The organism is Streptomyces melanosporofaciens, assembly GCF_900105695.1.
GTDB classification, from domain to species: Bacteria; Actinomycetota; Actinomycetes; order Streptomycetales; family Streptomycetaceae; genus Streptomyces; species Streptomyces antimycoticus.
Genome location: NZ_FNST01000001.1, coordinates 387,592 through 405,608, shown reverse-complemented (window position 1 = coordinate 405,608; position 18,017 = coordinate 387,592). Strand labels below are relative to the sequence as shown.

Here is an 18,017-nt window from a genome sequence, read left to right as displayed (position 1 = left end):
GCATATCGCTCGATCAGGCGAGGCAAAAGCTAACTTCAGGCGCGCATTCGAACCGGACAGGAGCTATCGGTAGAAAACAGGGTAAAGAGCAAGGCCAGGTGTGCCTCGACCGAAGAGACATACCGATCGTTCTGCCTGCACGCGCCGATTCCCGGCAAGCGCCAACTATCGCAAACCGCCGCATAGATGACACGAACGTCCCCTCAGAAGCAGTTTGCCGAAGCGGCTCGCTTGGGAATTTACGAGTAGTTCTGTGAATCCGGATGTCATCTTTGATTCAAGGCTCTGGTTAGGTCGCGGTTGCTTCCGGGGCAGCTTCGAGGTCTGCCTGACTCTCTTCCAGTGCAGCGGTCAGCTCTACGTTCTGCTGCTCCAACCTGGTTACCCTGCACTGGAGTTCGTCGATGTCGGCGGGGGCGCCCAGCCCAGACTCCTGCCAGGCTTGAGCGTCCATCGCCTGCGACAGCCGCTTCTCGAGCTGCTGGACCCGGGCAGCGAGTCGGGTGTTGCGGGCCTGGGCGTTGGCGAGGTCGGCCTGGAGTGAGGCCATGCTCACCGGCGACGGGCTCGCTGAGTCGTGCCGGCGTGGTTCCAGTTCGGCGGCGTGGACCAGGGCGAGGAGGTCGCGGTGGCGATAGAGAAAGGTTCGGTCCACTCCCGCCTGCCGGGCAATGCCGGTCGCCGAAGGCGCCGGACAGTCGAGTCCCCCAGAACCGAGCAGGCGCGCGGATCGCGCACCCGCTCGATTCGTCATATGTGGGTGAAGATCTTCTCGGCGTCGAAGCGCGAGATCGGCTGGCGAGAGACGCGCGTCTCGTCCGGGTACCCGAGCACCATGAGCAGCGTCGTGGTGAAGTCGGTGTCGGTGAGGCCGAACGCTTCGTCGATCGCCGCGCGGTCGAACCCTTCCATCGGGGTGGCGTCGACTCCGAGGGAAGCGGCGGCCATCATGGTCGCGCCGACCACGAGGTAGGTGTTCTTCTCTAGCCAGTGGAGCACGTCGCCGCCATAGTTCTCCGACTGGATCTCCACGAAGTTGGACGCTCCAGCCTCCCATCCCTTCTGGATCTCCGGGTCCGCGAAGCGACTGTCCGCGCGCTCCTTCGCGAAGATCTCCTGCAAGTGCTCGTCGGGAATCGTCTTGCGGGTCGTGAACACGATCGCGTGCGACGCGTTCCGCACCTTCTCCTCGTTGTCCGCGAAGCGGCCGACGAGAGCGTTCGCAAGCTTGTCCTTGCCGGCCTGCGTCTCCAGCACATGGAAGTGGTTCGGCTGGATGTTGAGCGTCGTCGGCGAGGTGCGTAGGTAGCGCAGCAGGAGCTGGAAGGTCTCCTTGGGGATCTTCTTGTTCGGGTCGAAGTAGCGGGTGAGGTGCTTGGTGATCAGATTATTGAGATCCATGCCTGGTTTTCGTTTCGTTGTCGAAGAGATCGGGTCAGGAGGTGGTTTCTGGGCGTTGGAGTCACGTCAGTACGTGGTGAACATCGCTTTCATTGGGGCGACCTCCGTGCCAGTCGACGCGGTTTCGACGTCGCTGGTTACGCGCCCGCACCGGGGATGTCGACGACGGTGTCGTTGACGTTGTTGAGGTAGTTCGTGAGCAGCGTGACGACCACGACGGTGACGATCGCCTGGATCTCGGGGTCCGTGTACCCGGCCTCGCGGACCGCGGCGATGTCCTCGTCGCCTACCTGGCCGCGGGTCTCGATCACCTGCTGGGAGAAGCGAGCGACGGCGGCACGCTTGGGATCGGTGGAGCCGCCGGTGCGGGCCAGCTCGATCTCCTCGGTGGACATGCCTCCGAGGTTCGCGGAGATGTATCCGTGCAGCGCCGAGCAGTAGTCGCAGTCGTTGGAGTGGGACGTGGCCAGCGCGATCGTGTGGCGGGTCTTCGCGTCGAGGAGCTTGGCGATGCTGCCCTGCAGGCCCATCACGATCTCGAGGACGGTCGGGTTGGCGGCGAGCGTGGTGAACATGCCCGGAGCGAAGCCGAACTGCTTGGCGATGGCGTCGAGCGTGCCCTGCGCCTTGGCGTCGATGTCGGTGAGCTCGGGCGTGCTGAGACGAGACATGGTGGTCGTCCTCCGGTCGGTATCAGTCTGGGCTGCTTGGCCCACTTGCAGTGAACACGACGCGGAATGGGCTGTCAAGCCCAATCGACTCGGATTGGGCTGCTCAACCCAATCTGTGGATAGGGTGGTGACATGCAGATGAACGATGGATCGCGTGGCCTCCGCAGGCTCACGGGCAGGGGGCTGGCGACGCGAGACCGCATCCTCGAGCACGCCGCGGACTTGATCTACACGCGCGGGGTCCACGCGACGAACAACGAGCTGGTGCGAAGAGCAGCGGGGGTCAGCGGCTCGCAGCTGAGCCACTACTTCCCGAACAAGGAGAGCCTGGTGCGCGCCGTCATCGACTGGCAGGCCGAGAGCGTGCTCGGCTTCCACCGAAGCGAACGGTTCGCCGGCTTCGACACGCTCGAGGCGTACCAGGAGTGGGCGGACTTCTTCGTCGTCTCCGGTCGCCCGTTCGAGAACGGCTGCAGCCTCGGATCCCTCGCGAGCGAGATCGTCAAGACCGATCTGGATGTCCGCGACGACCTCACCCGCGTCTTCGCCGAATGGCGGGACATCTTCCGAGCGGGACTCGAGCGGATGCAAGATGACGGACGACTCGACGCGTCACCGGATCCGGCGCGACTCGCACACATGCTGATCGCCGCTTACCAGGGAGGCAGCCTGCTCGCGCAGATCGCCCGCGACGTAGCGCCATTGCGTGACGCGCTGTATGCCGCGGTCGAGCATCTTCGCGCGTACACAACGTCAGACGACATCGTGATCGCCAGCTCTGCATTGCGTGACCGTGCACGCGACGTCGTCCACTCCGTAGAGAACGAACTCGGCCAAGAAGCCCTCGACCACCTCGCAGCCCTGCGGTCGGATCTGGACCGCTGAGTCCCCGCCGACCTCCGCCGCCGCTGCGCCGGGCTCCCCATAGCCAGCGACAAGCAGCGGGCACTTGCCGACGTGGTGCTCGCCGAGGCGGACCGCCGGCTGTCGACACCGGCGAGACGCACCATGCGCTGCGTGCACAACCGCGCCCGGCTCGTCCGCGCCATGTACGAACGCCTCGACCGACTGCGAGCTGTACCGCCCGCGCCTACCTGACCACACGCCCCCTGAAGCTCACCCAGCCCCTCCCCCATGGGCCCGCGCGGCACGAAGCCCCTGGCGACCTGTCGGAACAGGTCGCCAAAGGCTTCCCACCGGGGAGAGCCGCTCGCCCGGGTCACTTCCCTTCGCCGCTGATCTCCGCACGGCCGGCCATTGGCGCGGCCGCTGATGTGTCCAGGGCCTGCCCCTGTTCGGGAGCGGGGTATTGGGCCGCCCATCCGTCCAGCAGCCGCAGGTACGCCTGACGCCGCGGCGGCCGCGGTTCGGACCGGCCGTTCTCCCAGTTCTTCAGGGTCTGCACCGTCGTGCTCAGGACCTGTGCCACCCGGGCCTGCGTGACGCCGGCCGCTTCCCGCAGCCGGGCCCGCTCCTCGGGCGGCGGCATCTGCGGCTCCCCCTGCAGCAGCGCGTCAACCGCACTGAACAGCTCATCCTCCGTCGGCATACTCCACCTCCACCCTGAACACTACCACGGATTTAACCCTGAATTTACATTATGCTTATCCTTGAGTTTGGGATCACTGTGGAGTGATCACCACGTGGGGAGGCTCGATGGCGCGAGAGACGGACATGGGCACAGCCGCGCTGTCCGACTGGACCAGGTGATCCTCCCCACGTGGACGAAAGACGCCATACGGCAGGACCGGCCGACCGTGGTCGTCGTCGGCCGGCAGCCGGGCGCCGGGAAGACCGCGATCGCGGACCTGGTGCACGCGGCGCTCAACCACCCTGGCGGCGCGGTGCGGATCGGCAGCGACCTCTGCAAAACGGCGCACCGCCGCTACGCCGAGCTGCTGGCCGCCGACGTCCGCACCACCGGGGTAAAGGTCCGGCCCGATATCCGCGGCTGGCAGGCCGCTGTAGAGGACTACGTCCGCGCCCAGCGCTTCGGCGCGGTGGTCGAGTCGGACCTTTCCGACCCCGAGGACTTCCGGGCCTCAGCTGCCGCATACCGGCGCGTCCGTACCCGACTTGAGGTGGTGGCCCTGGCCACGGCGGAAGCCTGGAGTCAGCTCGAGACCGTGGCCCGCTTCCTGTCCGAATCCATCGACGGCGGCGGCCGGTACGTGTCGTGGGAGAACCACGACGCCTGTTCGAAGGGGATGCTGCGGACGCTGGCGGTCATCGAGGCCGAGCACCTGGCCGACCGGACCACCGTCGTACGCCGCGACGGCACGGTGCTCTACGACAACGAGCTGATCGACGGGGCATGGCGGCGGACAGCGGCGGACCAGGCCGTGGCCTATGGCCGGTCGCTGCCCTGCAGCGCCCGGGAGACGGCGGCCTTCCGCCGCGAGCTGGCCACAACCGACGAGCGTCTGCACCGCGATGTGCGCTGTGAGGACCGGCGCCTGGCCGTCCTGCGGGACGCCGAGCGCGCCGCGGCCCTAGCGGAGCCGGTTCGCCGCATTGCCCAGCCCCGCCGGGACGCGCCAGGCGTGGACTATCACCGGCTCTCGGCTGAGGAACACAAGCGGGTCTTCGAGGAGCTGATCGCGCCGTCGTACCTCAACGGCATCATCAGCCAGGACGACCCGCGAGCGGCGTATGTGCTGGGGCAGCCCGGGGCGGGAAAGTCGAAGGTCGCCAGGACCGTCAAGCTGCGATGCGGCGGGGGACCACGAAGCTGGAGGGCGACGACTTCAAGGCCTCGCATCCGGACTACTACCAACTGCTGCAAGACGACCCCCGCAACGCGGGCAGGGCGATCCGGACCGGCTACCGGGCCTGGTCCGCCGACGCCGAGGCATACGTACGGGGCCAGCGTGGCGATGTCCTGATCGAGGGCACGCCAGGCAGCGCGAAAGAGTTTCTGGCCAGCGCGCTCCCGTTCGCGACCGCCGCCTACCCGGTCGAGCTGGTGGTCCTTGCCGTGCGGGCGGCCGACAGTCGGCTGGGGACCGCGCTGCGGTACGCCCGTGCCCTGCAGATCGGGATCAACGGCCGGTTCACCTCCCGGACCGGGCATGACACCTGCTTCGGCGCACTGGCCGAGATCATGGAGCTGGCGCACACTCATCCGGCGATCACGGCCGTGACGGTGATCCGCCGGGATGGCCAGGCGCTGCTCCGCCAGGAGCGGCCCGCTGTCGCTGCCCCAGCACCGCCGCGAGCTGGACCAGATCGCCGAGCTGGCCCGCCCGTTGATGCCTGCGCGGGTCCAGCCGCTGCCGATCGACCGTCCGCAGCCGACAGCGGTTTCCCTGCTCCCTGAACCTGCCCGGGGCTACTGGTCCTTGAGTGCTTGCAGCCGGGCGGCGTAGTCGGCGGCGATCCGGGCGGCTTCCTCGGGGCTGGCCTCCTCGGCTCTGGCCTGATCCTCCACGGCCTTGTGCCGCGCGGTGCTCAGCTCCTGGATGCGGTCCTCATCGGGTACCGGGGCCCGGCGCTCGGCGGCGATCCGTGCCGCGTACCAGGCCGTCACCTCGCGTACGGCGACGGAGCTGAACCACCCTGCCTCTCAGTTCTCCAGGAGGCGCCGACGCCACCATCCGCACGCACCCCATGAACTTGCCAGCATGAGGTGGGGGCTGAGAGGAGCGGCCCGGCGCTCGAATTCCGAATCGAGCCTGGAGACGAGCCTGCCAAGGTCTGCCCTGGCACCGTGGGGAAGCCACAGCAGCACGTCCTCCAGTCGATCTCGCGCCACGAGAGGATCACAGCACTCGCAGGCCATCTCCGGATCCGGCAGTACGCGCCCCGGCTGTTTCAGATACCACTGGCACTCGGCCAGGGCAGCAGCCACAGCCCCTGGCCATAGTCGGTCCTCGTCGAGCTTCCGGATCGCCACGCGAGTCGCCGCAGACACACCGCGGACCCGGCGAACCGGAATACCTCTTCTGGGCTGCCAACGCTTCGCGCGCAGCCCTTTCGGACGCCTACGTGGCATCGGCCTTTCGGGTCAACATGCCGTCATCCTGCCACGGTCCGGGCGGCCTCCGCATGTGGTCAGAGCCCGCACCATGGCAGGTGTGGGCGCGTTCCCGTCGCGTCAACCTCCTGATGGTCCACGTACCGGATCGGGCCCGCTGGCGTCACCCATCAGGCGCTCAGGCATGTCATTGGGTAGCTATGAGCAACGGATGTCGGACGGCTGGGGTGGCCGCCGCCCGGCATCCAGGGTCTGATCAGTGGGCAGCGGCCAGTTCTTCGATGTGTTCGGCGAAGCCGTCGGTGGGGAGCGGCAGCTCGACGCCGTCCACGTACTCGATCGCGGTCGGTACGTATCGGACGACCGCTTCGGCTGCCTCCGGGAGTACGGCCATTCGTACGGTGGCCGTGGGCTCTTGGCCTTCCCGGCCCAGGTCCAGACGGTGCATGAGGACCTCGTGCACCGCGGGGGCGGGGGTGTGCCGGTCGGCCACCATCTGCCGGTACCAGCATTCGGCGGCCAGTCCTTCGCCCAGAGCGAGGTGGTGGAGGTACAGGCAGTAGGTGGCGGTGGAGTTACCGGCGCCGGCGGCGAACTGCCACCAGAACTGGGCGGAGTCCTCACGGGCGGCCAGCTGCAGCACGCACCCGAGGATCACCGCGCCGTCGGGCTCGAGGGTCCGGTCCCCGATGAACGAGGACATCTCCTGGAGCGCGCCCTCGTCCCCGACCACCATGCGGCTCACCGCACGCAGGGCGCCGGCGGCGTCCTCGAGCAGTTTCTCGTCCGGCTGCCACCCCTCACTCGGCTGCTGCCGCGGTCTGGGCAGCGCTGACTGGGCCCGTGCGGACTGCACGGTGGCGTCGTAGCTCAACGCTCCGAGCACGAGACGGCCGGCGACGCGCGCGGCGATCCGTTCCTCGGCCGCGGCCAGCTTCTCCGGCGGGTAGAAGCGAGGCTCCAGGCGGGCCTTGGCCAGCATCCGGTCAATCGGTTGGGTGCCCATCACGGATTCCTTCCTGCTCGTCCAGCCCGAGGACCTGGCGCAAGCGCCGTCTGGCGTGGCGCGCGGTGGACCGGACCCCGGCCGGGCTGATGCCGAGGATGCGTGCGGTGGTGGCGGCGTCGTATCCGAGGCTGTAGCGCAGGATGATGACGTCCCGCTGCCGGTCGGGGAGGTCGTTGATCGCCTCGTAGACGAACAGTGAGGTCTCCAGTTCGCCGATCGGGTCCACGGCGTTGCGCAGGTCGCAGGTCTCGAACGCGGCGACGTCGGCGACCACGGGCCGGCGGTTGCGGCGGCGGGCCAGGTCGATGGTGCGGTTCTTGACCACCTTCCACGCGTACGCCTCGGGCGTCGGCTGGGTCAGTACGGTCTGCCAGGACAGTGCGAGTTGCTCGAAGGCGTGGTCGACGGCTTCCTCGGCGTCCGCGTTCGACCCGAGGTGTATCTCGGCCCAGCGCACGTACGCGGCGCGGTAGAGCTGGTGGAACGCCCTGAAGTCCGCGGGGAGAGCGACTGCACCAGGCGGGCGCCTCAAGCTCTCCTCCGGCGTCACCGGCTCCCCTCCCGCTGACGAAACGTTCACGGCCTTTCGGCCCCTTCCAGTTGTCGCGGACGATGCCTCGGTCGGCACCAGAGGACCGCTGGAGCCCTCCACCCTCATAGCGCCCACAAACGGACGATCATGCAGGAGACAACCGGAAAATATTTACTCAGCGCTACCGATGCGTCACCATAGGTTCGAATTCGGCATTCTCCTCGGGTCGGGATGCCGGGGGCCGCGGGCCTCGCGATGGCCAGCTGCTCCGACATCACCACTCACTGCCCTCCATATACGGGGGCGCCCGGTGCCGGAGAAAGGCAGTAGAAGCCCCGGCGGGCCGTGTGTCGCCCGCCGGGGCTTCCTGGTGGCCTGCTCCTACGGGGGAGGCAGCAGGCTGGCATGTGAGGCGGCGCCGGTCTGATCAACTTGCCGCAGTGCGTCGGACAACTCGCCGGGATCAACGAATCGCAGGCGGGTGTGGTGCGGGATGCTGAGCCACGTGGCACAGATGGATCCACGCTGGCCTGCCGGCACCAGGAGCCACGAGCCGGTTGTCAGGGAGCGGGTGCCTTGAGCGGTGCACCGGCGAGCGGTGCCGGCGGGCACGTGGACGATGAGCTCCTGGCGGACGTAGTCGGCCAGGACCGGATAACCGCGGTCCATCGGAAGGCCGAGGCGGGAGAGCGCGGCCAGGCCGCGTTCCAGCGGCGCGATGACGATGGCGTCCCACTCCAGGCCGCAGCCCACCAACACGGTGGAGTGCGGGGATGAGCTCCACGTGTCACGGGTGGCCTGGTCCGGCTCGAGCCGCCCGGACCACACAGAGTCGGCCTGGGACGCGTTCGACACAAGAGCCTCCTGAACGGGTCGTGTCGGGACTCCAGACAACCCGGGAGCAAGCGGCGGATGCGACGCCGAAGCGATGCAAGAACGATGCAAAATGCCCGGACAGGGTGAAACAAGGTCCAGACAGGGCACGGGACGCGGAGGGAGCAGTACGGTCGTCTGCACTCCTCGTTGATATCCGGGAGCCTTCGATGGCTGACCGCCGCAATCCCCCCAACACCCGCTTACGTGCTGTGCGCGAGGGCGAGTTCCAGATGTCCCGGACGGAGTTCGCCCCGCGCGTCGTGGCCACCGGTGAGCAGATGGGCGAACACGTCGGCTGCACCGCCCGGCTGGTGGCGGCCTGGGAAGACGGGGACGTGGACTGCCGACGCGCCGTGTACCGGCGCATCCTGACCCGCATGACCGGGCGCACGATGCTCGATCTCGGGTTCCACCTCGCTCTCCCCGCCCTGACGGCCGAGACAGCCGAGCGGGAAGAGAACCCGGTCGACCGCCGTGTCTTCCTGACCGACGGCGGCGGCGCCGCCTTGTCCCTGGTTCCCCTCGGCACCAGCACAGCGCGGCCCGTGGGGCGGATCGGGAGCACCGAAGTCCACCGCGTCGACCAGGCCGTAGCCACCCTCTACGCCCACGACCACGAGCACGGTTCCGCCGCGCTGCGCCGGGACGCCGGCCGCGCTTTACACACCGCCTACCAGTGGCAGCAGGAAGGCACCTACACCGACAGGGCCGGCAGGATGCTGCGGTCGGCGACCGGCCATCTGTCGATCGCGGCCGGGTGGCTGTCCTACGATTCCGGCCGGGCCGCCGATGCCCGCTCGCTGTACGGCGAGGCCCTGGCCGCCGCCCGGATCGCTGACGATACGAGCCTGGAAGCACACGCGTTCGGCTGCCTGTCCCTGCTCGCCAAGGCATCCGGCCGGCCCCGCGAGGCGATCTCCGCCGCGCAGGGCGCCCAGAGCGTGGCACGCACCTACGGCTCACACCGCATGCTGTCGCTGTTCGCCATGCGCGAGGCCGGCGGCTGGGCCCTGCTCGGCGACGCCAGCACAGCCGACGAAGCGATCGTGCGGGCCCACCGGCTGTACGCCCAAGGACCGCGCGACGCCGACCCGATGTGGCTGGAGTTCTTCACCCCCGGCGAGCTCGCCGGGCTGGAGGCCCTCGCCCGCGCCGACCTCAACCAGCACGAACGGGCCGCAGCAGGGGCCGAACAAGCCGTACTCCTCCACGGCGACCAATTCACCCGCAACCGCGCCCTGTACACCGCCGACATCGCCATCCACCATGCGGTCAGGGACCGGCCGGACCCGGAAGCCGCCGCCGAGGCCGCCGGGCGCGCCCTGGCCTACCTCCCCGAGGTGCGCTCCGACCGTCTGCTCCAGCAGCTGCACAACATGGCCAGCGCGCTCCAGCGGCACGCCGCGGTCCCCGCGGTCGCCGACTGGCTTCAGGCGTACCGCGCCACCGCCGACGTCGTCATCTGAGGAGGAGACGATGACCGCCCCCAGCACCCGCGCCGACGTGGTGATCCGCACCTACGGGCCCGGCCAGGTCCCGCCCCTGCTGTCCCTGCTCGCCGACATCTGGGCCGACGCCCACCCCGAGCTGGTCGACAACCCCGGCGCCGAGGCGATGGGCCTGTCCGTCCCCGCCCTCCACCGCCAGATCACCGGACACCTCAAGCACCACCAGGGCCTCGTCCTGGTCGTCGCCTACGAGCGCGGCACCGCCGTGGGCTTCGGCTACGGCTTCCCCTGCAGCGCCGACTACTGGTTCGGCCCCGGCCTGGTCGACCAAGTCCCCGAAGACGCCCGCACAGAACGCCTGATGGGCCTGTGTGAACTGGCGGTCCGCCCACCGTGGCAGACCCGCGGCATCGGCACCCGACTCCACGCCGCACTGATCACAGCCATCAACCCCCGCTGGTCCTCCCTCCTCGCTCTCCCCTCCAACCAGCGCGGCCAGGACCTGTACACCCGACTCGGCTACCAACACGCCGGCTCCTACCAGAACACCACCGACGGCCCCGACTTCGACCTGCTGCTGCTCCACGTCACCGCTGATCAGTCGTAACCGGAACCCTTTCGGGTGCGGCCAGCTGCAGCACACACCCGAGAATCACCGCACCGTGCGCTGGATCCCCGCCCTCGAACGCCACCTCACCCAGCCGCTTATCGCAGCACCAACAGCAGGCCCCATGAGACCCCAATGCCGACGCGAGGGTGACGCAGAGTCCGTTGTAAAGGAATCTTTCTAAAGATACCTTTACAACGTGTCGAACAGCCAGAAGGACCAGCCAACGGGAGCCCAGGCCCGCACGACCCGGCTCACCGACCCCCTTGCTCTGCGCGCCTACGCCCATCCCACCCGTATGCGCCTCGTCGGCCTGCTCCGTACCGAAGGCCCCTTCACCGCGACCCGTGCGGCTGAGCTCACCGGCGAATCCGTCGCCAGTTGCTCGTACCACCTGCGGATGCTCGCCAAGTACGGGCTGGTCGAGGTCGCACCGGGTGGCCAAGGCCGCGAGAAACCCTGGCGGGCCACTGCACGTTTCACTCAGTGGCCCAACTACTCCGAAGATCCTGCCGTCGCGGAGGCCAGCAGGGCACTGGAAACGGCGGTCGCCGAGCGCTACTTCGAGCTGATGACCCGCGCCATCGAAGAGCGCCACGATCTGCCACGCGAGTGGCAGGAGGCCGAGCACATCGGCGACCAGGTTCTCTATCTGACGGCGGAGGAACTCGCCGACCTCGGCGAAAAACTCGACGGTCTGCTGCACCCGTACGAGGACCGGCAGGGCGACCCTGCCGCCCGCCCCCAAGGCGTGCGGCTCGTCCAGATCATCCGGGCCGCCTTTCCCTTGCCGCAACAGCCCGCAGGCAACAAGGAGACCCCCATCGCTCCGGACAGCGCGGGCGGCCCGCGATGACGGCCTCGGGCCGCTTATCCGCGGCCGTCCCCGACCTGCTGCGCAAGCGCTCCTTCCGCCGTTACTGGACCGGCCAGAGCATCTCCCTGGTCGGTGACCAGCTATCCCAGATCGCCCTCCCTCTCGTCGCCGTCCTTGCCCTCCATGCCGACGCCGCCCAGATGGGCTGGCTCGCCACGGCCCAGCTGATGCCCGCCCTGCTGCTCTCTCTTCCCGCGGGCGCCTGGGCCGACGGCAGAGCGCACCGCCGCCGCGTCATGATCGCCACGGACCTCGCGCGGGCCCTGCTCGTCGCGTCGGTTCCCATCGCGTACGTCCTGGACGCCCTCACCTTCACGCAGCTCTACGCGGTCGCATTGGGGATCGGCGCACTGACCGTCCTCTTCGACGTCTGCAACACCATCCTGTTCGTCTCGCTCATCTCCGCCGAGCGCTATATCGAGGGCAACTCCCTCGTCAACGGAAGCCGGGCCATGTCCTTCGTCGCGGGTCCCAGTGCCGGCGGTCTCCTCGTCCAGTTGTTCACCGCGCCGCTCGCGCTCCTCGCTGACGCGGTGACCTATCTGGCCTCTGCCTGCTGTCTGGCCCGCATAACCCCCGTCGAACCGTCGGCCGTGCCTCCCTCGAAAGGGCACTTCACCGCAGGCCTGCGGTGGATCCTCCGCTCGCGCGTCATGCGTGCCACGTTCGCCGGATCCGCCACGGTTCAGTTCTTCAATTTCACTTTTCACACGCTCTTCGTGCTCTACGCCACCACCGAACTCGGCCTGAGCGCAGGCGTGCTGGGGTCAGTCCTCGGAGTCGGTGCGATCGGTGGGCTGGTCGGTGCCGCCCTCACCGGCCGTCTCGTGCGCCGCGTCGGCATCGGGCCCGCCGTCATCGTCGGCTTCGCGGCCTTCCCGGTCCCGCTACTGCTCGTACCTCTCGCGGACGGCCCGGACCCCCTCGTCCTCAGCCTCCTCTTCCTCGCCGAATTCGGCTCGTGCGTGGGTGCGATGATTGTCGACATCTCGCTGGGCTCACTCCAGACAGCCCTGATCCCCCACTCCCTGCGCGCCCGCGTCAATGGGGCCTACCGCACCCTCACCCACGGCATGCGCCCGCTGGGCGCCCTCGCGGGAGGAGCACTCGGCACGACTATCGGGCTACGTCCGACCCTGTGGATCGCAACGGCCGGGGCCGTGATGTGCCTGGTCTGGGTGCTGCCTTCGCCGGTCCCACATATCCGCGAGTTGCCCAACACTCCGCCGGAGCCGGCACACGGCGCACCATCGGCATCGGCGTCCGCATCCTCGCCCTCGTCCGGCTAGCCTCGCGTCAGAGGACCTACTTCCTCGCGGCTGAACGGGACGATCGGCCATGCCGGCTCGACGCCGTCTCGGTGGCGACCGGCGGCGTCTCGGCGAGGACGGCCCGTCTCAACTGCTCCAGCTTCGGCGGGAGCAGGCCAGCGATCCCGTACCGTGCCCGGCCGCGCCGGTAGCTGGTGATCAACCCGTTCTCCTCCAGCGGCATCCTCACCAGCTTCTGCCCGGGTGCGCACTCCGTGGTTCAGGAGGTTGGCCGCTTGTGTCGCCCTCAGGATCGCGAGAGGTGGCGGGCGTCGCAGGCGGCACATGCTTCGCTGCCCGGTCGGGCGAGCTCGCGCAGCGCCTGGTCGAGCGTGAGGTCCGGGTCGCCGGTCGGTAGCCAGCACGACTCGTGGTGGATGACCCGGCGCCCGGGGCCGCCCATGGGCGCGGGCAGGTGCTGGACGCTCCACCGGCCTGCTGGGGCGGCGGGGTTGGAGCGGGGTGGTCGGCCTGGTGGGCGTTCCCGTCGGGTCGGCACGCCGGAGTAGTCGATGTCCTCGATGGGAGTGACCAGGCGAGCGGGGACGCGGAAGATGATCGAGTCGGGTACGACCGTGATGCGGTCCGGGAGCTGCGCTTCGGCCCAGATGGGCAGGCGGAGCTCGTACCACCAGTCGCCTCCGGGGCCGGGGCGGTGGATGCGGCCGATGACCTGGGCCGTGACGCTCTGGCCGTCAGCGAGCTCGACCCATGCCGGCGGCCCGGGAGCGTCCGGGTCCGGACTGTCGGGGCTGAAGGGGTCCGTCACCGCTATGCGGCGGGCGCGTCGACATCTGGTGCGTCGTGGACGTACTTGAGCACCGTCCGTGCAGTGACGAGGTCCGGGCCCTCCAGCGTCGTCTAGAAGGGGTGCGTGACGACCTCGATGCTCAGCTTCTGCTGCTGGGCCCGCAGCCGTTGTACTTCCGCCCGGTCCTCCTCGGTCCAGCCGTCGGTCGCGGGGCGCTTTCGCGGGCGCCAGTACTCCGGGTCGTTGAAGCCGGGATGGGGTTCGACGGACCACGGGAGGCGGTCGTACAGCGTCTTGAGGGCGTGGACGACCTGGTGAAGCTCTTCCTGCGCGGTGAGCAGGTCCTCAGGGAAGTCGTAGGCTCTGGCCATGCCCGAATCATAAACCTGTTCGATTCTTTGGGGCGGTGGTGCAGCGCCCGGAGTGTCGCCGCGCACAGGGAGGGGAGAGCCGGATGACGTAGCCGTGGCCCGGCTACCCCATCAGGCTGATCTACGCTGGAGTCGACCCCAGGGGGGCTGGTGGGAGGTACGCCATGCCACGCCCTGTCTGGTCTGGAGCCGTGTCCTTCGGCCTCGTGACGATTCCGATCAAGGTCATGCCCGCGACCGAGGACCACTCGATCAGCTTCCGGCAGATCCACACCGCCGACGGCGGCCGCATCCGCAACCGCAAGGTCTGCGAGATCGAAGACCGCGTACTCGACCCGGACGAGATCGGGCGAGCCTACGAAGCCTCCAAAGATCAGCTCGTGGCCATCAGCGACCAGGAACTCGACGACCTCCCCTTGCCCACTGCCAAGGCCATCGATGTCGAAGCCTTCGTCGATGCCGAACGGCTGGACCCCATCCGCTTCGGCAAGCCCTACTTCCTCCAAGCCGACGGCGCCGTCGCCGCCAAGCCCTACGTGCTGCTCAGGGAAGCGCTCCAGCGCAGCGACAAGGTCGCTGTCGCCAAGTTCGCGTGGCACAACCGCGAGCGGCTCGGCGCACTGCGAGTAGTCGGCGACGCCATCGTCCTCCAGGTCCTGCACTGGCCGGATGAGATCCGCTCGGCCGAAGGACTCGCCCCCAGGGCTGTCGACATCTCCGACTCGGAGGTCGACGAAGCCATGGCGCTGATGGAGGCCATCGGCGGCACCGACATCAGCCAGTACCGCGACCAGTACCGCGAGGCGATGGAAGCCGTCATCGAGGCCAAGACCGCGGGCGTCGAGCCGCCCGAGATGGAGGCGCCGGCCGAACCCAAAGGCAAGGTGGTCGATCTCATGGCCGCCCTACAGGACAGCGTGCGGGCTGCCAAGAAGAGCCGCGGCGAGGACACCGGCGACGAAGCCGAGGTGCATGAGATCAGCGGGCAGCGCCCGGCGCCGAAGAAGAAGGCCGCGAAGAAGACCGCTGCGAAGAAGGCGAGCACGGGCGGGAAGAAGACGGCCGCGAAGAAGACTTCGAGGAAGAGGCCGGCGTCGTAACCGACCGCGGGCAAGGGGACGCAACCGGGGTTGCGTCCCCTTCGCGTGGCGGGCTTTCAAGCGATACGGCGCTTACCGCTCTGCGGCCCGACGGGAGCGGCCTGCTACTGGTCGGGGTGCACCGCCTGGACGCCGGTCCCTTCGTACATCTCGGGCGTCAGGGTGAGCAGGAAGCGCCCTGCAGGGAAGTCGGCGGAGGGGCGGGCGGCGTGGATGGCGTGGACGGTTGTCCAGGAGTACCCGGCGTGCAGTAACGCGGCGGCGGTGAGCGCGGCCTGTGTGTCGAAGGGCTCGATCGTGATGAACCGCAGTCCGTGGATGTAGGCGAGGAGGCCGGTCTGCTCGGTGTCAGCGACCGTGAGGGAGAGCACCGGGGCATAGAGGGTGCCCAGGCCCCCGGACGCCTGGACATAGAACGCGGCAACGGCCTCGTTGTACGGATCTTTGGGGTCGTGGAGGGCGGCGGCGGTCGTGTGGTCCAGGACGACCGCGATCGGCCCCACTACGCGGCCGCCGAACCCTGGCTGGCAGCGAGACGCTCCAGGAGACCACGGGCCTTCGCCTCGGCCTGCTCACTGGGCGCACTGCCCAGGACGGAGGCGAGCTCGGCGCGGGCCTGCGCGGCGCGCTCCGCGTACTCGGCCTGGGTTGGCCGGCCCTCGGCGAGCTCCTCGACAAGCTGCCGGATCGTCGTGTCGCCCTCGGCCGCCAGAGCGGCAAGCCGATCACGCGTAGCCGAGCTCACCTTGATACTCGTTTCGTCTGCCATACCCCGACTCTACTGCGAGTAGAGGAATCGGCGCAGCCACTGGACAGGAGCCGCCGGGCATCCCAGCCGCCCGCGCCTACCCTCAGGCGGGTTGATCCGGCGAGCCGAGTACCCCACGCTCGCGCAGGTGAGCGAGGTGTTCGAGCCCACCAGGCCGGTACAGCGGCGTCTCGTCGATGTGGGCCTCGGCGGCGCTCATCCGGCGGACGCTGCCCGTCTCGAGCTGGGCAGCGGCATGACGTTGCGGCTGCGGGCCGTGACCGAGCGGCCGACGCATGATGCTCATAGCGGCTGATCGTATGTCCCACACGGGCCGACCGCGCCGCTGCATGCGGATCTGCGCGAGGTGAGCCCATAAGCCCCGGAGCGGCGTCACGCTGCGGCGGACGCTCAGGTGGCCGGTTCCTCAGTCTCGCCCTGGGCCGCCCAGGTCTTGCGAACGCGGCGGCGGCCGCCGGTCTCCTCGATGAGCTTGATCACTACAGCCGGGTCGGTTCCGTAGAGCCCGACCCACTCCGCGTACCGATGCTGAGCAGTGCCGACAACGGTCCATTCGGCCTCGACGGCTGGACCGTCCACCTCGAACTGCAGCGTGGCGAGGTGCTTGGTAGTCGTCATACAGCTGCTCCGCACCCACACCATCTCGCGCGCCCCGGGCCTTGGCTTTGTTCACGTGAACCGGCTCTGGCTCAACAACTGTGGAGCGTCACGCTGCGTCGATGGTTGCCCACTCGAGCCCGGCGAGGCCGTTACGGCACCGACGCGATGCCCCCGTCGACGCGCAGGTTGATGCCGTTGATGTAGCCAGCCAGCGGGCTGACGAGAAACGCGACCGATGCCGCGATGTCTTCCGCAGTGCCGAGCCTGCCGGTCGGGTTCGGGGCGTACTCGGCCACCACCAGCGGTTCCAACTCCGTCCACTGCCCTGACCAGCCTCGTGCAGCCGCTCCGTCTTCGAACATCTGCCGCATGCTGTCCGTAACGATCACTCCGGGGCTCACCGTGTTCGCGGTGATGCCGGATCCGGCCAGATGCTGGGCCAGGCTGGTCGTCATGTTGACCACCGCCGCCTTCGCCGCCGAATACTCGACCATGTTCGGCAACGGAGTCGTCGCGGCACGGCTTCCCACATTGACCACCCGCCCCCACCCGCGCTCGCGCATCCGAGGCACCAGGGCCCGGATTATCCGCACCGCGGACACGACGTTCCCGTTCACCGCGTCCAACCACGCCGCCGGCTCCGCCGTTTCCCAGTCATGCTCGGCGAATGGGCCGGCGTTGTTGACCAATATCTCCACACCCCACTCGAGGGCCTGCTCGGCCACCGTCCCAGCGGCGTCATCATCAGCAAGGTCCCCCAGCACGACGTCCGCCACCCCGCCGACAGCACGAAGCCGCGCCGCGACCTCGCCGACACGCTCAGGGTCGCGACCATGCACCAACACAGCGCACCCTTCATCGACCAGGCGCTGGGCCACTGCGGCACCGATGCCACCGCTGCTCCCCGTCACCATCGCCCGTCGTCCCGCCAGGTCTAGGTCCATGCTTCGGCAGGCTAGACCACGCCTGTGACGGCCGAATGCCGACCAGCGGTCCTCTGATGGACAGGAGCGCCGGACGCAGTCCCTGCTGGGCGCATGCCCGCATTGGGACGAAAGCACTAACGCAGCGTGCCTAGAGGTTGTCCCGTATGGGGTGTGAGTTATCCGGTGAGGGCCAGGTTGTGCAACCGGGCAATGCCGAGCATGGCTTGGTGAACTCCGTCGCCCTTGAGTCGGCAGTCCCGCAGGATCTTCCAGTTCTTCAGCCGTGACAGGGCGTGTTCGACCCGTGCACGGGCTCGGCGATGGACGGTGTTCTCTGCTTCCTGCTGTGGGCTGAGGTGGCTCTGGCCTCGTTGTTTGCGGTGCGGGATGAGGAGACCGGTGCCTTGGTAGCCGCCGTCGGCGATGGTCGGGGCTCCGCGGCAGGCCCGATCGACGCCGGACTCCGTGAAGGCCCGGCAGTCGTTGCGGCTGCCGGGCAGCGGGAGGCCGATGGCCACGACCAGGCGGCTGTTGGCGTCGATGACGACCTGCAGGTTGGTCGAGGCACTGGGCAAGCCGGAGAGCGGGTGTGCGATGGCTGCGGTGAACGGCTGAGGCCGGAAGCACCGCTCGATGCTGTGTACTGCTCGGCGGCGTGTCGTTCCAGGCAGTGGCGCCGGGACCGCCGGTTGCGCAAGCGGGTGGCCGCGGAGTTGAGCGGTGTCGGCCGGGCGGAGTGCCCCGAGTGCGGGGCCGCTTGGGTGGCTGGGGTGGACCGGCACTCGGACGCCGT

At 68.7% G+C, this 18,017-nt stretch carries 21 protein-coding genes and 3 pseudogenes; 8 read left to right on the top strand and 16 right to left on the bottom strand.

Going from position 1 to position 18,017, the window contains the following annotated elements; translation table 11 throughout:
- Positions 1 to 289: 289 nt before the first annotated feature.
- The 3 genes from BLV72_RS49385 to BLV72_RS02070 form a co-directional block, all read right to left on the bottom strand.
- Positions 290 to 655: a hypothetical protein gene (locus tag BLV72_RS49385; RefSeq protein WP_244320566.1), complete on the bottom strand. Its 366-nt coding sequence runs from the start codon at positions 653 to 655 to the stop codon at positions 290 to 292.
- A 95-nt stretch (positions 656 to 750) separates the two neighbouring features.
- The gene (locus BLV72_RS02075; protein WP_093459847.1) at positions 751 to 1,401 is read right to left on the bottom strand and encodes a nitroreductase family protein; all 651 of its coding nucleotides are present in this window, start codon (positions 1,399 to 1,401) and stop codon (positions 751 to 753) included.
- A 137-nt stretch (positions 1,402 to 1,538) separates the two neighbouring features.
- Entirely contained in the window at positions 1,539 to 2,072 is a 534-nt protein-coding gene (locus BLV72_RS02070; RefSeq protein ID WP_093459845.1) for a carboxymuconolactone decarboxylase family protein, read from the bottom strand.
- A 132-nt stretch (positions 2,073 to 2,204) separates the two neighbouring features.
- Here BLV72_RS02070 and BLV72_RS02065 point away from each other — a divergent pair, with 132 nt between their 5' ends.
- A complete protein-coding gene (locus BLV72_RS02065; protein WP_208905467.1) occupies positions 2,205 to 2,957 on the top strand; it encodes a TetR/AcrR family transcriptional regulator in 753 nt (250 codons plus the stop codon).
- A 334-nt stretch (positions 2,958 to 3,291) separates the two neighbouring features.
- Here the strand turns inward: BLV72_RS02065 and BLV72_RS02060 are convergent, their stop codons facing one another.
- Entirely contained in the window at positions 3,292 to 3,621 is a 330-nt protein-coding gene (locus BLV72_RS02060) for a helix-turn-helix domain-containing protein (RefSeq protein ID WP_093459843.1), read from the bottom strand.
- On the opposite strand from BLV72_RS02060, the pseudogene BLV72_RS51430 reads away from it, so the two are divergent.
- Both BLV72_RS51430 and BLV72_RS49370 read left to right on the top strand, forming a co-directional pair.
- A pseudogene (locus BLV72_RS51430) lies at positions 3,512 to 4,363 on the top strand (zeta toxin family protein); the annotation flags it as partial. The gene BLV72_RS02060 and the pseudogene BLV72_RS51430 sit on opposite strands and share 110 nt — an antisense overlap.
- Before the next feature lie 389 nt (positions 4,364 to 4,752).
- Positions 4,753 to 5,391 (top strand): annotated as a pseudogene (locus tag BLV72_RS49370) (zeta toxin family protein); the annotation flags it as partial.
- A 12-nt stretch (positions 5,392 to 5,403) separates the two neighbouring features.
- Here BLV72_RS49370 and BLV72_RS02050 read toward each other — a convergent pair.
- The 4 genes from BLV72_RS02050 to BLV72_RS02035 all read right to left on the bottom strand — a co-directional run bounded on the left by BLV72_RS02050 (position 5,404) and on the right by BLV72_RS02035 (position 8,444).
- Entirely contained in the window at positions 5,404 to 5,601 is a 198-nt protein-coding gene (locus BLV72_RS02050) for a hypothetical protein (protein WP_093459841.1), read from the bottom strand.
- Positions 5,602 to 6,304: 703 nt separating this feature from the next.
- Positions 6,305 to 7,054 carry a hypothetical protein gene (locus BLV72_RS02045; protein WP_093459839.1) on the bottom strand — a complete coding sequence of 250 codons (750 nt, stop codon included), beginning with the start codon at positions 7,052 to 7,054 and terminating at the stop codon, positions 6,305 to 6,307.
- The gene (locus BLV72_RS02040) at positions 7,035 to 7,607 is read right to left on the bottom strand and encodes an RNA polymerase sigma factor (RefSeq protein WP_093459837.1); all 573 of its coding nucleotides are present in this window, start codon (positions 7,605 to 7,607) and stop codon (positions 7,035 to 7,037) included. Before BLV72_RS02040 ends, BLV72_RS02045 begins: the two co-directional genes overlap by 20 nt.
- Before the next feature lie 363 nt (positions 7,608 to 7,970).
- The gene (locus BLV72_RS02035; protein WP_093459835.1) at positions 7,971 to 8,444 is read right to left on the bottom strand and encodes a hypothetical protein; all 474 of its coding nucleotides are present in this window, start codon (positions 8,442 to 8,444) and stop codon (positions 7,971 to 7,973) included.
- Positions 8,445 to 8,632: 188 nt separating this feature from the next.
- Here BLV72_RS02035 and BLV72_RS02030 point away from each other — a divergent pair, with 188 nt between their 5' ends.
- From BLV72_RS02030 to BLV72_RS02015, 4 genes are all read left to right on the top strand, one after another.
- Positions 8,633 to 9,931, top strand: a complete 1,299-nt coding sequence (locus tag BLV72_RS02030; protein WP_093459833.1) for an NsdA family TPR-like regulatory protein — start codon at positions 8,633 to 8,635, stop codon at positions 9,929 to 9,931.
- A 10-nt stretch (positions 9,932 to 9,941) separates the two neighbouring features.
- Positions 9,942 to 10,520, top strand: coding sequence for a GNAT family N-acetyltransferase (locus tag BLV72_RS02025; RefSeq protein WP_093459831.1), 579 nt, complete (start codon positions 9,942 to 9,944; stop codon positions 10,518 to 10,520).
- Positions 10,521 to 10,719: 199 nt separating this feature from the next.
- Positions 10,720 to 11,376 carry a winged helix-turn-helix domain-containing protein gene (locus tag BLV72_RS02020; protein WP_093459829.1) on the top strand — a complete coding sequence of 219 codons (657 nt, stop codon included), beginning with the start codon at positions 10,720 to 10,722 and terminating at the stop codon, positions 11,374 to 11,376.
- On the top strand, positions 11,373 to 12,686 hold the full coding sequence (locus BLV72_RS02015; RefSeq protein WP_093459827.1) for an MFS transporter: 1,314 nt from the start codon (positions 11,373 to 11,375) through the stop codon (positions 12,684 to 12,686). Before BLV72_RS02020 ends, BLV72_RS02015 begins: the two co-directional genes overlap by 4 nt.
- 268 nt (positions 12,687 to 12,954) lie before the next feature.
- Here the strand turns inward: BLV72_RS02015 and BLV72_RS02005 are convergent, their stop codons facing one another.
- Both BLV72_RS02005 and BLV72_RS02000 read right to left on the bottom strand, forming a co-directional pair.
- On the bottom strand, positions 12,955 to 13,476 hold the full coding sequence (locus BLV72_RS02005; RefSeq protein WP_093459823.1) for a DUF6233 domain-containing protein: 522 nt from the start codon (positions 13,474 to 13,476) through the stop codon (positions 12,955 to 12,957).
- Between the two features lie 92 nt (positions 13,477 to 13,568).
- Positions 13,569 to 13,829, bottom strand: coding sequence for a hypothetical protein (locus BLV72_RS02000; RefSeq protein WP_342030642.1), 261 nt, complete (start codon positions 13,827 to 13,829; stop codon positions 13,569 to 13,571).
- 164 nt (positions 13,830 to 13,993) lie between these two features.
- On the opposite strand from BLV72_RS02000, the gene ku reads away from it, so the two are divergent.
- Complete coding sequence (ku, locus tag BLV72_RS01995) at positions 13,994 to 14,929, top strand: non-homologous end joining protein Ku (protein ID WP_093459821.1); 936 nt, start codon at positions 13,994 to 13,996, stop codon at positions 14,927 to 14,929.
- 104 nt (positions 14,930 to 15,033) lie between these two features.
- Here the strand turns inward: ku and BLV72_RS01990 are convergent, their stop codons facing one another.
- The 6 genes and pseudogenes from BLV72_RS01990 to BLV72_RS01970 form a co-directional block, all read right to left on the bottom strand.
- Entirely contained in the window at positions 15,034 to 15,432 is a 399-nt protein-coding gene (locus tag BLV72_RS01990) for a PIN domain-containing protein (RefSeq protein WP_093459820.1), read from the bottom strand.
- Entirely contained in the window at positions 15,432 to 15,698 is a 267-nt protein-coding gene (locus BLV72_RS01985; protein WP_093459818.1) for a hypothetical protein, read from the bottom strand. The genes BLV72_RS01990 and BLV72_RS01985 overlap by 1 nt, the downstream gene beginning before the upstream one ends.
- An 82-nt stretch (positions 15,699 to 15,780) precedes the next feature.
- On the bottom strand, positions 15,781 to 15,984 hold the full coding sequence (locus BLV72_RS47700; RefSeq protein ID WP_167746218.1) for a hypothetical protein: 204 nt from the start codon (positions 15,982 to 15,984) through the stop codon (positions 15,781 to 15,783).
- Positions 15,985 to 16,088: 104 nt separating this feature from the next.
- Positions 16,089 to 16,316 carry a hypothetical protein gene (locus tag BLV72_RS01980; protein ID WP_208905466.1) on the bottom strand — a complete coding sequence of 76 codons (228 nt, stop codon included), beginning with the start codon at positions 16,314 to 16,316 and terminating at the stop codon, positions 16,089 to 16,091.
- Positions 16,317 to 16,447: 131 nt separating this feature from the next.
- Positions 16,448 to 17,242: an SDR family NAD(P)-dependent oxidoreductase gene (locus BLV72_RS01975; RefSeq protein WP_093459816.1), complete on the bottom strand. Its 795-nt coding sequence runs from the start codon at positions 17,240 to 17,242 to the stop codon at positions 16,448 to 16,450.
- 158 nt (positions 17,243 to 17,400) lie between these two features.
- Positions 17,401 to 17,787 (bottom strand): annotated as a pseudogene (locus BLV72_RS01970) (transposase); the annotation flags it as partial.
- Positions 17,788 to 18,017 lie beyond the last annotated feature (230 nt).

Excerpts from the sequence above, each read along its gene's own strand:
- BLV72_RS02000 (WP_342030642.1), bottom strand. The coding sequence starts at position 13,829 with ATGGCCAGAGCCTACGACTTCCCTGAGGACCTGCTCACCGCGCAGGAA.
- BLV72_RS02065 (WP_208905467.1), top strand. The coding sequence starts at position 2,205 with ATGCAGATGAACGATGGATCGCGTGGCCTCCGCAGGCTCACGGGCAGG.
- BLV72_RS02025 (WP_093459831.1), top strand. The coding sequence starts at position 9,942 with ATGACCGCCCCCAGCACCCGCGCCGACGTGGTGATCCGCACCTACGGG.
- BLV72_RS01985 (WP_093459818.1), bottom strand. The coding sequence starts at position 15,698 with ATGGCAGACGAAACGAGTATCAAGGTGAGCTCGGCTACGCGTGATCGG.
- BLV72_RS02075 (WP_093459847.1), bottom strand. The coding sequence starts at position 1,401 with ATGGATCTCAATAATCTGATCACCAAGCACCTCACCCGCTACTTCGAC.
- BLV72_RS01980 (WP_208905466.1), bottom strand. The coding sequence starts at position 16,316 with ATGACGACTACCAAGCACCTCGCCACGCTGCAGTTCGAGGTGGACGGT.
- BLV72_RS02060 (WP_093459843.1), bottom strand. The coding sequence starts at position 3,621 with ATGCCGACGGAGGATGAGCTGTTCAGTGCGGTTGACGCGCTGCTGCAG.
- BLV72_RS02045 (WP_093459839.1), bottom strand. The coding sequence starts at position 7,054 with ATGGGCACCCAACCGATTGACCGGATGCTGGCCAAGGCCCGCCTGGAG.
- BLV72_RS02070 (WP_093459845.1), bottom strand. The coding sequence starts at position 2,072 with ATGTCTCGTCTCAGCACGCCCGAGCTCACCGACATCGACGCCAAGGCG.
- BLV72_RS02015 (WP_093459827.1), top strand. The coding sequence starts at position 11,373 with ATGACGGCCTCGGGCCGCTTATCCGCGGCCGTCCCCGACCTGCTGCGC.
- ku (WP_093459821.1), top strand. The coding sequence starts at position 13,994 with ATGCCACGCCCTGTCTGGTCTGGAGCCGTGTCCTTCGGCCTCGTGACG.
- BLV72_RS02030 (WP_093459833.1), top strand. The coding sequence starts at position 8,633 with ATGGCTGACCGCCGCAATCCCCCCAACACCCGCTTACGTGCTGTGCGC.
- BLV72_RS01975 (WP_093459816.1), bottom strand. The coding sequence starts at position 17,242 with ATGGACCTAGACCTGGCGGGACGACGGGCGATGGTGACGGGGAGCAGC.
- BLV72_RS47700 (WP_167746218.1), bottom strand. The coding sequence starts at position 15,984 with ATGAGCATCATGCGTCGGCCGCTCGGTCACGGCCCGCAGCCGCAACGT.